This window comes from Halomonas lysinitropha (assembly GCF_902500215.1).
Lineage (GTDB): Bacteria > Pseudomonadota > Gammaproteobacteria > Pseudomonadales > Halomonadaceae > Halomonas > Halomonas lysinitropha.
Window position 1 is genome coordinate 51,917 of the sequence record NZ_CABVOU010000043.1, and the last position, 12,715, is coordinate 64,631.

Consider the following 12,715-nt stretch of genomic DNA (forward strand, 5'->3'; position numbering starts at 1 on the left):
GAGTAACAATATGAAAAAAGGGAGGCCAATCGGCCTCCCCCAGGGGTCCAGTCGTTACCGCCAGCGACCTTAGCCGAACTGGTTCATGGTGTTGTCCTTCCCGCCGGCCTTGAGAGCCGCTTCGCCGTGGAAGAACTCTTTATGGTCGTCGCCGATGTTGGAGCCGGCCATGTCCTGGTGCTTGACGGTAGCGATGCCCTCGCGGATCTCCTTGCGCTGCACCCCGGCCACGTAGGCCAGCATGCCCTCGTTTCCGAAGTAGCCCTTGGCCAGGTTGTCGGTGGAGAGGGCCGCGGTGTGGTAGGTCGGCAGGGTGATCAGGTGGTGGAAGATGCCGGCCTCGCGGGCGGCGTCGCGCTGGAAGTTGCGGGTCCACTCGTCGGCCAGCCGGCCGAGTTCGGTGTCGTCGTAGTCGGCACTCATCAGGTTGTTGCGATCGTAGGCCGAAACGTCCTTGCCCTCCTGCTCCCAGGTATCGAACACCTGCTGGCGGAAGTTCAGGGTCCAATTGAAGGAGGGCGAGTTGTTGTAGACCAGCTTGGCATCCGGGCAGACCTCGCGGATGCGGTTGACCATGCCGGCGATCTGGCCGACATGGGGCTTCTCGGTCTCGATCCACAGCAGGTCGGCACCGTTCTGCAGGCTGGTGATGCAGTCCAGCACCACGCGGTCCTCACCGGTGCCCGGCTTGAATTCGTAGAGGCCGGAGGCCAGGCGCTTGACCTTGACCAGCTTGCCCTCCTGCTTGATCACCACGTCGCCGTTGTTGATGTCTTCGGCCTTCTCGATCTCATCGCCGTCCAGGTAGCTGTTGTACTGGTCGCCGAGGTCGCCCGGCTCGTTGGTCACGGCGATCTTCTGGGTCAGTCCGGCGCCCAGGGAGTCGGTACGGGCAACGATCACGCCGTCTTCCACACCCAGTTCAAGGAAGGCGTAGCGCACGGCGTTGATCTTGGCGATGAAATCCTCGTGAGGCACCGTGACCTTGCCGGCCTGGTGGCCACACTGTTTCTCGTCGGAGACCTGGTTCTCGATCTGGATGCAGCAGGCGCCGGCCTCGATCATCTTCTTGGCCAGCAGGTAGGTGGCCTCGGCGTTGCCGAACCCGGCGTCGATGTCGGCGATGATCGGCACGATATGCGTCTCGAAACCGTCGATCTTGGCCACGGCCTCGTCGGCCTTCGCCTTATCACCGGCCTTCTTGGCTTCTTCCAGATCACGGAACAGGTGGTTGAGTTCCCAGGCATCGGCCTGGCGCAGGAAAGTGTAGAGTTCCTCGATCAGGCTCGGCACGGTGGTCTTCTCGTGCATGGACTGGTCGGGCAGGGGGCCGAACTCGGAGCGCAGGGCGGCGACCATCCAGCCGGAGAGATAGAGGTAGGAGCGCTTGGTGGTGCCGAAGTGCTTCTTGATGGAGAGCATCTTCTGCTGACCGATGAAGCCGTGCCAGCAGCCCAGCGACTGGGTGTACTGCGACGTGTCCGCATCATAGGCGGCCATGTCCTCGCGCATGATCTTCGCGGTATAGCGAGCAATATCCAGGCCGGTCTGGAAGCGATTCTGCACCCGCATGCGTGCGGCGTGCTCAGGGTTGATGTTGTCCCACTTGCCCTGCTGGGCTTCGCGCAGTTGAGCCTGAGCCTTGAGTTCGTCTTTGAATGTCGTCATGGGGCCATCCTTCGGGTCAGGAGTGGAATCGTGTGAACACGATGTCGAAAAAATGGGTGTCGCGGCTGCTGGAATCGCCTGCTGCACCTCTCGGCAATGCCTTATGTTGCATCTGCGAAATATTGTCAGGGTCGGCCAGATGTCCTGGGTTGTCTCTAAGCCCTTAGTCGAATCCCGACGGAGGTCGTGCCAGCAGTTGTCCCTGAACCTTCATTCTGCTGGCAAACAACTGTTTTACTCTCATCCTGAATACCACTATGGCCCGGCATCATGGGCGTTAGCAATTGACCCTTGGGGGAAGAGGGCGTTGTAACTCGACTACAGAGAGGGGTGGGGCGGGGCTTTTCCTGTAGTCGAGTTTCCACGGAAATGTTGTTAAACCTGGCTCAGCCGTCCAGGACGAGATGCATATTGCGGTGCGGAATTCCGGCGTCGAGGAACTCGTCGCCATGGGCCAGGAATCCCAGAGGTTCGTAGAAGGCCAGGGCGTGGGTCTGGGCGGCGAGTTCCACCCGGGCATGGCCGTCACGACGGGCGGCTTCGATGGCGGCCCGCATCAGCGCCACGCCGATTCCCAGCCCCCGGGCCTCGGCCAGCACAGCCACCCGGCCGATGTGAGCATCGGGTAGCAGCCGGGCGGTGCCCAGGGGGGTGCCGTCATGCAGCGCCAGAAAATGACGACAGTCGGCGTCGCGGCCGTCCCATTCTTCCTCTTGCGGGACTTGCTGCTCCTCGATAAAGACCCGCCGGCGTATCTCACTGGCGGCCTCGCCGAGAGCCGACCAGTCGTCTTCGCGAATCTCGATGGTGACGTCCATGGTGTCACTCCTCCGTGAAGTCGTCGGCCCAGCCGAGGCTGCCGATATCGAGCAGGCGGGCAAGCAGCGCGTCGGCCCCGGACAGCGCAAGCAGATTCTTGTCCAGCGGGGCATCCGTGGCCAGGGCGCGGGCCAGCGGAAGAGCGCAGTTCAGGCCGTCACCATCGGCGAAGAGGGTTGCGCGGTCATCGTCCAGGGCCCGCCAGGCGAAACGCGAACCGGGGCTGCGTATCAGATCCTCTCCCTCCTGCAGGGCGGCGACAAGCTCCTCGGCCTCGGTCGGGGACTCGGTGGGGACCAACTGATCGACGTACTTGGGTTGGGTCATCACGCGGCCGAACCACTGGGCCATCTGGGCTGGGTCGTCCAGGGTGTCGAGAATCAGGCGGCGCATGCGCGCTACGGCGGCGTCATCGAGCTCGGCGGGGTCTTCGGGGGGTGCCATGCCAGCATCGGCATAGCGCTTCGATGCCGGCAGCTGCTCACCGAGATAGTCGGCAAAGGAGGTGATCGCCTCGTCGGCGGAGGGAGCGCGGAAGCCCACCGATAGCGTCAGGCAGTCGTCGGACTGGCTGATGCCGTGGTGAGCCCAGGAGGGTGGCAGGTAGAGCATATCGCCTGGCTCGAGAATCCAGTCGTCGCCCGCTTGTACTTCGAAGCGCTCGAGGATGCGCAGGTCGACGCCGTCGAGGATTGGAGTGTCATCGGCAACCTTGCCACCCAGCTGCCAGCGGCGCTGGCCACTACCTTGCAGCAGGAAGACGTCATACTGATCGACGTGGGGACCGACGCTGCCACCCGGGGGGGCATAGCTGACCATGATGTCGTCGAGGCGCCAGCGGGGGAGGAAGGTGAAGGCCTCGAGCACCTCGGCCACCTCCGGTACATAGTGGTCGACGGCCTGCACCAGCAGGGTCCAGTCCCGCTCGGGAAGCCGGGCGAAGGTAGCCTCATCGAAGGGGCCATGGCGGACCTGCCAGGGGCCTTCGGCACCATGCTCCTCCACCAGGCGGGCCTCGACGCCCTCCTCGCAGGCGAGCCCGGCCAGCTCGTCCGGGTCCAGCGGGCACTGGAAGTGAGGGAAGGCGCCGCGAATCAACAGCGGCTTCTGCTGCCAGACGTCGCGCAGGAACTCGGCGGCGGAGAGGCCGCCCAGAAGTTGCAGCGGGGTATTGGAGGACATGGGCACCACCTCTTGCAATGTTGAAGCCATGGGTGGCTTCGAGTCGCGGCTGACCCGGTGACAGCTCTACGAGGAGGCGCTATGAACCCTTCCCTGGGCGCTACCGACGCCATCCCTGGCGTAGGACCTCCTCTTCGACCTGTCCCCGGCGCCGCTTACCGTAATGGCTCGTCGCTCGGCGCTTACAGCCTGCGTGCCTGCTCTTCGGCGTTGCCGATATAGGTCGCCGGGCTAAGGGCCTTGAGCTCGCCCTTCACCTCGGCAGGCAGCTCGAGGGTATCGATAAAGGCGGCGAAGCCGGTCTGGTCGATGCGCTTGCCACGGGTCAACTCCTTGAGCTTCTCGTAGGGCTTCTCGATGCCGTAGCGACGCATCACCGTCTGAATCGGCTCGGCGAGCACCTCCCAGCTGGCGTTGAGGTCCTCGGCAATGCGCGCCGGGTTGGCTTCGAGCTTGCTGATGCCCTTGAGCGAGGCCTCATAGGCGATCAGGCCGTAGGCCAGGCCGACTCCCAAGTTGCGCAGCACCGTGGAGTCGGTGAGGTCGCGCTGCCAGCGCGAGATCGGCAGCTTCTGGGCCAGGTGGCCGAGGATGGCGTTGGCGAGCCCCAGATTGCCTTCGGAGTTCTCGAAGTCGATGGGGTTCACCTTGTGGGGCATGGTCGAAGAGCCGATCTCGCCCTCGACGGTCCTCTGCTTGAAGTAGCCCAGCGAGATATAGCCCCAGATATCGCGGTCGAAGTCGATGAGGATGGTATTGAAGCGGCATACCGCGTCGAACAGCTCGGCGATGTAGTCGTGAGGCTCGATCTGAGTGGTGTAGGGGTTGAAGGTCAGCCCCAGTCCCTCGACGAAGCTGCGGGCGTTCTCCTCCCAGTCCACCTCCGGGTAGGTGGCGAGATGCGCATTGTAGTTGCCCACCGCGCCGTTGATCTTGCCCAGTATCTCGACGCCCTCGATCAGCTTGAGCTGACGGCGCAGGCGATAGGCGACGTTGGCCATCTCCTTGCCCAGGGTAGTGGGGCTCGCCGTCTGGCCGTGGGTGCGCGACAGCATCGGCTGCGAGGCGTGCTCGTGGGCCAGCCGGGCGACCTCGTCGGCGACCCGGTGCATCATCGGCAACAGCGCACGAAGGCCGTCGGTCAGCATTACGCCGTGGGAGAGGTTGTTGATGTCCTCGCTGGTGCAGGCGAAATGCACGAACTCGGTCACGGCGTGCAATTCCGGCTGGTCGGCTATCTTCTCCTTGATGAAGTACTCCACCGCCTTGACGTCGTGGTTGGTGGTGCGTTCGATGGTCTTGATGCGTTCGGCGTTCTCCACGGAGAAGTCCCTTATCAGGGCCTCGAGGAAGGCGGTGGCCTCGGCGGAGAGACGGGGTACCTCGGTGATCTGCGGGTGCTCGGCGAGACGCTGGAGCCAGCGAATCTCGACAATGACCCGGGCGCGGATCAGGCCGAACTCGCTGAAGTGCTCACGCAGCGGCTCGGCCTTGCCGGCATAGCGGCCATCGACCGGGGAGAGGGCGGTCAGGACGGAGAAGGGAAGGAAAGCGGCTTGCATGGTCGGGTTCCGGTCTAGGGAGAGGTGGAGGGGGCTCAGCCCAACTGGTCCAGGGTCTTCTTCAGGTCACCGCGCTGGAAGACCAGCTTCCAGCGCCGGCCCCCCTGCTGGTGCCAGAGCAGGGCGAAACGGATGCCGGCGAGCAGGATCGCGCGCACCCGCTCGGGCATCATCCGGCTCTGCAGCAGTGACGGGTCGCCCTGGACGACAATGCGGGTCTTGAGGGTCGAGAGGGTTTCCTGATAGGCCTCGCCGAGACTGGCAATGACGTTCTCGTGGGTCTCGCCGAAGTGCTCGGCCTGGCCCTGGATACGTGTCAGGCGAGTGCCGAGCTCATCCAGCATGGCGTCGTTGCCGCGCAGCTTGTTCATCAGCATCAGCAGCGAGAAGCCGTAGCGCAGTACCACGGGGTTGGCCTGCTGTCGGCCAACCACGCCCTCGAGCACATCGAGGCCGCGACGCAGGTTGTTGGGGTGGCCGCCGTAGATCGCCTCGAAGCTCTCGGGGTTGGTATCCAGGGTGGCCCGTATCAGGGTCTCCCAGGCTCGCGACTCGACCTGGCCGGTGCGGGCGAGTTCATCGACCAGGCTGGCGGCCTGGAAGACGCCGGCGAGAGCCAGGGTCTGGCGGGCCGTCGGAGTGTCCGGGGCACGATGGATCGGGGTCGAGGCGGTCATGAAGCAGACTCCGTGGCGTTCCATGTCTCGCGGATCACCCCGCCGCCGAGGCATATCTCGTCGTCGTAGAGGACCAGCGACTGACCGGGGGTGACGGCGCGCTGAGGATCATCGAAGCGGACCGCCACGCCGCCATCCTCCCGCGTGTGGAAAGTACAGGGCACGTCGGCCTGACGGTAGCGGGTCTTGGCGGTATAGCGGCCCGCGGCGGCCGGTGGCATGCCGGCCACCCAGTCCATGGCCTCGGTGGTCAGCGAATCGGTATAGAGCAGCGGGTGATGCTTGCCCTGCACGGCCACGAGTACGTTGCGCTCGAGGTCCTTGGCGGCGACGTACCAGGGGGCGTCCGGATGGTCGGCGAGCCCGCCGATGCCGAGCCCCTGGCGCTGGCCTAGGGTGTAGTACATCAGCCCCATGTGCTCGCCGATCACTTCCCCCTCGGCGGTCTCGATGACGCCGGGCTGGGCGGGCAGGTACTGCTTGAGGAAGTCGCGGAAGCGGCGTTCACCGATGAAGCAGATCCCCGTCGAGTCCTTCTTTCGCGCAGTCACAAGGTCATGGCGCTCGGCGATGGCCCGCACCTCGGGCTTCTCCAGCTCGCCCACCGGGAAGAGGGTGCGGGCGATGGCTGCCTCGGGAACGGCATGCAGGAAGTAGCTCTGGTCCTTGTTGCTATCCAGCCCCTTGAGCAGTCGCGGGCGTCCATTGCGTATCCCGCCGCGAACATAGTGGCCGGTGGCGATCTTCTCGGCACCCAGCAGCTCGGCGTACTCCAGGAACACCTTGAACTTGATCTCGCGGTTGCAGAGGATGTCCGGATTCGGCGTGCGCCCCGCCTGGTATTCGGCGAGAAAGTGTTCGAAGACGTTGTCCCAGTACTCGGCGGCGAAGTTGGCGGTGTGCAGCCGGATGCCGAGCTTCTCGCAGACGGCCTCGGCGTCGGCCAGGTCGGCCTTGGCGGTGCAGTACTCGGTGCCGTCGTCCTCGTCCCAGTTCTTCATGAACAGGCCTTCGACGTTATAGCCCTGCTCCAGCAGCAGCAGGGCGGACACTGAGGAGTCGACGCCGCCGGACATGCCGACGATCACCTTGCCTGGGGTGGCGGTCATGGGCGCTCTCGAATCGGGTGTGGCGTAAATGGGGAGGGATTATACATGATACGAGCGCCGAGCGCCGAGCGCCGAGCGCCGAGCCGCCAAGCTCCAAGTAGCAAGGGGGCTCGTTACTTTTTGCTTTCTACTTGAACCTCGGCTTGGCCGCTTGGCCGCTTGGCCGCTTGGCCGCTTGGCCGCTCAGCGCTCGTGAATCACGTCCATGGGGTAGAAGCGGCTCGCCAGGGCATCGCGGACGCGGCGCAGCACCAGCGGGCTGCGCAGGCGGTCTTCCCGTTCCAGCGCCTCGAGCTCCTCCAGGGTCAGCCAGTGCACGGCGAGAATGGCCGGATCCAGCTCATTGCCCAGATGAGCCAGCGCCATGCCGAAGAAACCGTGGCTGTGGAAGGTCAGCCCGTCCGGAGTGTGGTAGACGTACATGCCAAGGTAGTCGGTGATGCCTGCCTGCCAGGCGGTCTCTTCACGGAGTTCACGCAGAGCAGCTTCCTTGATGCGCTCGCCCGGTTCAAGGTGACCGGCTGGCTGGTTGAACAGCGTCTCGGCGCCGCCACGGTCCTCCTCTACCATCAGAAAGCGCCCGGCGCGTTCTATCACCGTGGCTACGCTGATGTAGGGTTGCCAGCGGCTCATCGGCGGCCTCCTCCGGTTGTTCGGCCCCGTCGCGCGCCTGCTGGCGCCCTGCGCGGAGCATTAAGGGTCTCACGTCGCCACTGTCCGGGGAGCAGACCATCCAGGCGCCAAGGGCCGATGGCCACCCGGACTAGCCTCAGGGTGGGATGGCCGACGTGGGCGGTCATGCGGCGGACCTGGCGATTGCGTCCCTCGGTAAGGGTCAGCTCCAGCCAGGTGGTAAGCGGATGGCGTCTTGTGTCCAGTGGTGGGTCGCGTTCGGGCAGCTCGCTCTCGGCCAGGCGCCGCACCTTCGCGGGGCGTGTCTTGCCGTCCTTGAGCGGGACACCGTCGCGTAACGCTTGCAGGGCAGCATCGTCGGGCTGGCCCTCTACCTGCACGCGGTAGGTCTTGGGCTGCTTGTGGCGGGGATCACTGATGCGGTGGATCAGCTCACCGTCGTCACTGAGCAGCAGCAACCCTTCGGAGTCATGGTCGAGGCGCCCCGCCGGGTAGATGCCGGGCACGTCGATGATGTCGGCCAGGGTCGCACGCCGCTCCCGGTCCGGGGTCTTCCGGTCGGTGAACTGGGAGAGCATGCGATAGGGCTTGTGCAACAGGTAAAGGGCGCTCATTCGACCAAGGTCTTGCTACCATGGATTGTCGACAAATCTGACCTCAAGCCTACTCCGTTCCGGCGGGTGAATGCTATACTCCGCGTTCCACTGAACAGACCATACAGGGGAGTTCTCAATGGGGTTCCAGAAAATCGTCCTGCCCGAGGGCGGCCAGAAGATCACTGTCAATGCCGATAACAGCCTGAACGTCCCGAATGAGCCGGTCATCCCGTTCATCGAGGGTGACGGCATCGGTATCGACGTGACACCGGCCATGAAGATCGCCATCGATTCTGCGGTGCAGAAGGCCTATAACGGCGAGCGCAAGATCCACTGGATGGAAGTCTACGCCGGCGAGAAGGCCACCCAGATCTATGATGCCGACACCTGGCTGCCGGAAGAGACCCTGGAGGCGGTCAAGGATTACGTCGTCTCCATCAAGGGGCCGCTGACCACGCCGGTGGGCGGTGGTATTCGCTCCCTGAACGTCGCCCTGCGTCAGAAACTCGATCTCTATGTCTGCCTGCGTCCGGTTCGCTGGTTCGAGGGCGTCCCCAGCCCGGTCAAGAAGCCGGCCGATGTGGACATGGTCATCTTCCGCGAAAACTCCGAGGACATCTACGCCGGCATCGAGTGGAAGGCCGGCACCCCGGAGGCCGACAAGGTCATCAAGTTCCTGCGCGAGGAGATGGGTGTCCAGAACATCCGCTTCCCCGAGAACTGCGGCATCGGCGTCAAGCCGGTCTCCGTCGAGGGCACCAAGCGTCTGGTGCGCCAGGCCCTGCAGTACACCATCGACAACGACCGTGAGTCGCTGACCCTGGTGCACAAGGGCAATATCATGAAGTTCACCGAGGGTTCCTTCAAGGACTGGGGCTATGAACTCGCCAAGGAGGAGTTCGGTGCCGAGCTGCTCGACGGCGGTCCCTGGATGACCATGAAGAACCCCAAGACCGGCAAGGACATCGTCATCAAGGACGTCATCGCCGACGCCATGCTGCAGCAGATCCTGCTGCGTCCGGCGGAGTACGATGTCATCGCTACCCTGAACCTCAACGGTGATTACCTCTCCGACGCTCTGGCGGCCGAGGTCGGCGGCATCGGTATCGCCCCGGGCGCCAACCTTTCCGATGCCGTAGGCATGTTCGAAGCCACCCATGGCACGGCGCCGAAGTACGCCGGTCAGGACAAGGTCAACCCGGGCTCGCTGATTCTCTCCGCGGAAATGATGCTGCGCCACATGGGCTGGGTCGAGGCGGCCGATCTGGTACTCAAGGGCATGGAAAAGGCCATCGCCAAGGGTGAGGTCACCTATGACTTCCATCGCCTGATGGACGATGCCAAGCTTCTCAAGTGCTCCGAGTTCGGTCAGGCCGTCGCCGACAACATGTAAGTCGCGGTGCTGGACCCGGAGCCCCCGGCCGCCGAATGGCGGACGGGGGCTCTTTGCGTTGCGGCATCCGAGTTTCGAGCAGAGACGGTGAACCCTGCCGGCGTGTCGGCGTCCAATCACGGTTGAGGTGAGCGGCGGCATACGGCTTGTCGAGATGGATAGTGGCCCTTATGTTCAGTAGAGATGATAAGTTGGTGTGGCGAGCGGCCATGGTGTCCCCGCTAGGGGGCATGACTCGGCCGCCGGGCCCCGAGGAAGATGACGACAACCTGGCGGTGCAGCATGCCGACCCGGAAGTGGCGCGTCCTCCCATGTACAAGGTGGTGCTGCACAACGATGACTTCACTCCCATGGAGTTCGTGGTCGAGGTGCTGCAGACCTTCTTTCAGATGGACAGCGAGACCGCAGTACAAGTGATGCTGACCGTTCACACCCGGGGCAAGGCTACCTGTGGTGTCTTTTCCCGCGATATTGCTGAAACCAAAAGCCACCAAGTCAATCAATATGCAAGAGAATGTCAGCATCCGCTGCTGTGCGATATCGAAGCGGCGGACTGAGCGGCATGGTCTAACAGGGACAGCGACGGTCCTGCGTTGAAGGGAGACTTGCAACGGCGCCGTTTGTACCCGATGTTGATGATGCCGGACCATGAATGATCCGACGCAAAGCCCTGGGCGGCGAGAAGGGGACTGCCATGCTGAGTAAAGAACTTGAACTGACCCTGAACACGGCCTTCACCGTGGCCCGCTCCAAGCGCCACGAGTTCATGACCGTGGAGCACCTGCTGCTGGCGCTGCTCGACAATGCTTCTGCGGCAGATGTGCTACGTGCCTGCGGGGCCAACCTCGACAAGCTGCGGTCCGACCTGCAGGATTTCATCAATTCCACGACGCCGCTGATCCCCGAGGATCAGTCGGATCGTGAAACACAGCCGACCCTGGGTTTCCAGCGAGTGCTCCAGCGTGCCGTCTTTCATGTCCAGTCCTCGGGCAAGAGCGAAGTCACCGGCGCCAATGTCCTGGTGGCGATCTTCTCCGAGCAGGAGAGTCAGGCGGTCTACTTCCTCAAGCAGCAGAACGTGGCGCGGGTTGATGCCGTCAACTACATCGCTCATGGCATCTCCAAGGTGGCCGGCCATGGGCAGAGCCAGTCGTCTCCCTCGCCGGAGGCCGAGGAGGCCGAGGAGGGGGCTGCCGAGTCCGGTTCCAACCCGCTCACCAGCTATGCCACCAATCTCAACGAGCAGGCGCGGCTGGGCAAGATCGATCCGCTGATCGGCCGTGACCACGAGCTCGAGCGCGTGGTCCAGATACTGGCCCGCCGGCGCAAGAACAATCCGTTGCTGGTCGGTGAGGCCGGTGTAGGCAAGACCGCTATCGCCGAAGGGCTGGCCAAGCGTGTCGTCGAGGAGGACGTGCCCGAAGTCATCAATGATGCCGTGGTGTACTCCCTGGACATGGGCGCCCTGCTGGCCGGTACCAAGTACCGGGGTGACTTCGAGAAGCGCCTCAAGAACCTGCTGGCCGAACTGCGCAAGCAGCCCAACGCCATCCTGTTCATCGACGAGATCCATACCGTGATCGGTGCGGGCGCCGCTTCCGGGGGGGTGATGGACGCCTCCAACCTGCTCAAGCCACTGCTCTCCTCGGGTGAGCTGCGCTGCATCGGTTCCACCACCTTTCAGGAGTACCGGGGCATCTTCGAAAAGGATCGTGCCCTGGCACGCCGCTTCCAGAAGGTCGACATCATGGCTCCCTCGGTGGAGGACACGACGCGCATCCTCAAGGGGCTGCGCTCGCGGTTCGAGGAGCACCACCAGCTGAAGTACACCGATGCGGCGTTGGAGAGTGCGGCCCGGCTGTCGGATCGCTACATCAACGATCGCCATCTGCCCGACAAGGCCATCGACGTGATCGACGAGGCGGGCGCCCACCAGCGGCTGCTGCCGCCGGAGGTGCGCGTCGACACCATCGACGTCGACCAGGTCGAGGCGGTAGTGGCGTCTATCGCGCGGATTCCACCGAAGAGCGTATCCAGCTCGGACCGCAAGCTGCTGGCCAACATCGATCGCGACCTCAAGATGCTGGTGTTCGGGCAGGACGAGGCCATCGACAGCCTTGCTGCGGCGATCAAGCTGTCGCGAGCGGGGCTCAAGTCGCCGGACAAGCCAGTGGGTAGCTTCCTGTTTGCCGGCCCGACCGGGGTGGGCAAGACCGAGGTGGCCAGGCAGCTGTCCCATATCATGGGAATCGAGCTGGTACGTTTCGACATGTCGGAGTACATGGAGCGCCACACCGTGTCACGGCTGATCGGTGCGCCCCCCGGCTATGTCGGCTATGACCAGGGCGGTCTGTTGACCGAGGCGATCACCAAGCAACCGCATTGCGTCCTGCTGCTCGACGAGATCGAGAAGGCGCATCCCGAGGTCTTCAACCTGCTGCTGCAGGTCATGGACCACGGTCGCCTGACCGACAACAACGGCCGCGAGGCGGATTTCCGCCACGTGATCCTGATCATGACCTCCAACGCCGGGGTCGAGCAGGCCACGCGTCGCTCCATCGGTTTCCAGACCCAGGATCACTCCACGGATGCCATGGAGGTGATACGCAAGACCTTCTCGCCGGAGTTCCGCAACCGCCTGGACGGCATCATCCAGTTCCATGCCCTGCCCACCTCGGTGGTGCGCAACGTGGTGGACAAGTTCCTGGTCGAACTGCAGGCGCAGCTCGACGAGAAGCGAGTGCAGCTTGACGTTGATGAGGCTGCCCGGGATTGGCTGGCGGAGATGGGCTATGATCCCGACATGGGCGCGCGGCCTATGGCTCGCCTCATCCAGGAGAAGCTCAAGAAGCCGCTGGCCGAGCTGATCTTGTTCGGCGAGCTGGCCGAGAACGGCGGGGTGGTGCACGTCAGCGTGGAAGAGGGTGAGCTCCAGCTTTCCACGGAGTCGGAGCTGGCCGACGCGCCCTGAGGGGTTTCAGGTGGCCGCCATCACACATCGCCCTGTCTGCGGACGGGGCGTTGTTCCTTTAGACCTGATAACGGGTGGTTGCAGCCGGCGCTCGAGTCGAGTATC

The 12,715-nt window shown here is 63.9% G+C and carries 11 protein-coding genes; 3 read left to right on the top strand and 8 right to left on the bottom strand.

Annotation, left to right across the window (positions count from 1 at the left end; translation table 11 throughout):
* Nucleotides 1–69 precede the first annotated feature (69 nt).
* From HALO32_RS15255 to HALO32_RS15290, 8 genes are all read right to left on the bottom strand, one after another.
* Nucleotides 70–1,668, bottom strand: coding sequence for an isocitrate lyase (locus HALO32_RS15255; protein ID WP_151444762.1), 1,599 nt, complete (start codon nucleotides 1,666–1,668; stop codon nucleotides 70–72).
* Between the two features lie 386 nt (nucleotides 1,669–2,054).
* Nucleotides 2,055–2,486, bottom strand: coding sequence for a GNAT family N-acetyltransferase (locus HALO32_RS15260; protein WP_151444763.1), 432 nt, complete (start codon nucleotides 2,484–2,486; stop codon nucleotides 2,055–2,057).
* Nucleotides 2,487–2,490: 4 nt separating this feature from the next.
* Nucleotides 2,491–3,669, bottom strand: coding sequence for a cupin domain-containing protein (locus HALO32_RS15265; protein ID WP_151444764.1), 1,179 nt, complete (start codon nucleotides 3,667–3,669; stop codon nucleotides 2,491–2,493).
* 182 nt (nucleotides 3,670–3,851) lie between these two features.
* Complete coding sequence (purB, locus tag HALO32_RS15270) at nucleotides 3,852–5,231, bottom strand: adenylosuccinate lyase (RefSeq protein WP_151444765.1); 1,380 nt, start codon at nucleotides 5,229–5,231, stop codon at nucleotides 3,852–3,854.
* 35 nt (nucleotides 5,232–5,266) lie between these two features.
* Nucleotides 5,267–5,908 carry a high frequency lysogenization protein HflD gene (hflD, locus tag HALO32_RS15275; RefSeq protein ID WP_151444766.1) on the bottom strand — a complete coding sequence of 214 codons (642 nt, stop codon included), beginning with the start codon at nucleotides 5,906–5,908 and terminating at the stop codon, nucleotides 5,267–5,269.
* Entirely contained in the window at nucleotides 5,905–7,017 is a 1,113-nt protein-coding gene (gene mnmA / locus HALO32_RS15280; protein ID WP_151444767.1) for a tRNA 2-thiouridine(34) synthase MnmA, read from the bottom strand. The genes hflD and mnmA overlap by 4 nt, the downstream gene beginning before the upstream one ends.
* Before the next feature lie 183 nt (nucleotides 7,018–7,200).
* Nucleotides 7,201–7,650, bottom strand: coding sequence for an NUDIX domain-containing protein (locus HALO32_RS15285; protein WP_151444768.1), 450 nt, complete (start codon nucleotides 7,648–7,650; stop codon nucleotides 7,201–7,203).
* Nucleotides 7,647–8,264 (bottom strand): pseudouridine synthase, encoded by a 618-nt coding sequence (locus tag HALO32_RS15290; RefSeq protein WP_151444769.1) that lies wholly within the window; start codon nucleotides 8,262–8,264, stop codon nucleotides 7,647–7,649. The genes HALO32_RS15285 and HALO32_RS15290 overlap by 4 nt, the downstream gene beginning before the upstream one ends.
* Nucleotides 8,265–8,382: 118 nt before the next feature.
* On the opposite strand from HALO32_RS15290, the gene icd reads away from it, so the two are divergent.
* From icd to clpA, 3 genes are all read left to right on the top strand, one after another.
* Nucleotides 8,383–9,639: an NADP-dependent isocitrate dehydrogenase gene (gene icd / locus HALO32_RS15295; protein WP_151444770.1), complete on the top strand. Its 1,257-nt coding sequence runs from the start codon at nucleotides 8,383–8,385 to the stop codon at nucleotides 9,637–9,639.
* 230 nt (nucleotides 9,640–9,869) lie between these two features.
* Complete coding sequence (gene clpS, locus HALO32_RS15300; protein ID WP_151444771.1) at nucleotides 9,870–10,196, top strand: ATP-dependent Clp protease adapter ClpS; 327 nt, start codon at nucleotides 9,870–9,872, stop codon at nucleotides 10,194–10,196.
* A gap of 137 nt (nucleotides 10,197–10,333) precedes the next feature.
* On the top strand, nucleotides 10,334–12,610 hold the full coding sequence (gene clpA / locus HALO32_RS15305; RefSeq protein ID WP_151444827.1) for an ATP-dependent Clp protease ATP-binding subunit ClpA: 2,277 nt from the start codon (nucleotides 10,334–10,336) through the stop codon (nucleotides 12,608–12,610).
* Nucleotides 12,611–12,715: the final 105 nt, after the last annotated feature.

Bases quoted from the DNA above. Each gene is read 5' to 3' on its own strand.
- purB (WP_151444765.1), bottom strand. From the start codon at position 5,231: ATGCAAGCCGCTTTCCTTCCCTTCTCCGTCCTGACCGCCCTCTCCCCG.
- HALO32_RS15255 (WP_151444762.1), bottom strand. From the start codon at position 1,668: ATGACGACATTCAAAGACGAACTCAAGGCTCAGGCTCAACTGCGCGAA.
- HALO32_RS15290 (WP_151444769.1), bottom strand. From the start codon at position 8,264: ATGAGCGCCCTTTACCTGTTGCACAAGCCCTATCGCATGCTCTCCCAG.
- icd (WP_151444770.1), top strand. From the start codon at position 8,383: ATGGGGTTCCAGAAAATCGTCCTGCCCGAGGGCGGCCAGAAGATCACT.
- clpA (WP_151444827.1), top strand. From the start codon at position 10,334: ATGCTGAGTAAAGAACTTGAACTGACCCTGAACACGGCCTTCACCGTG.
- clpS (WP_151444771.1), top strand. From the start codon at position 9,870: ATGACTCGGCCGCCGGGCCCCGAGGAAGATGACGACAACCTGGCGGTG.
- HALO32_RS15260 (WP_151444763.1), bottom strand. From the start codon at position 2,486: ATGGACGTCACCATCGAGATTCGCGAAGACGACTGGTCGGCTCTCGGC.
- mnmA (WP_151444767.1), bottom strand. From the start codon at position 7,017: ATGACCGCCACCCCAGGCAAGGTGATCGTCGGCATGTCCGGCGGCGTC.
- HALO32_RS15265 (WP_151444764.1), bottom strand. From the start codon at position 3,669: ATGTCCTCCAATACCCCGCTGCAACTTCTGGGCGGCCTCTCCGCCGCC.
- HALO32_RS15285 (WP_151444768.1), bottom strand. From the start codon at position 7,650: ATGAGCCGCTGGCAACCCTACATCAGCGTAGCCACGGTGATAGAACGC.
- hflD (WP_151444766.1), bottom strand. From the start codon at position 5,908: ATGACCGCCTCGACCCCGATCCATCGTGCCCCGGACACTCCGACGGCC.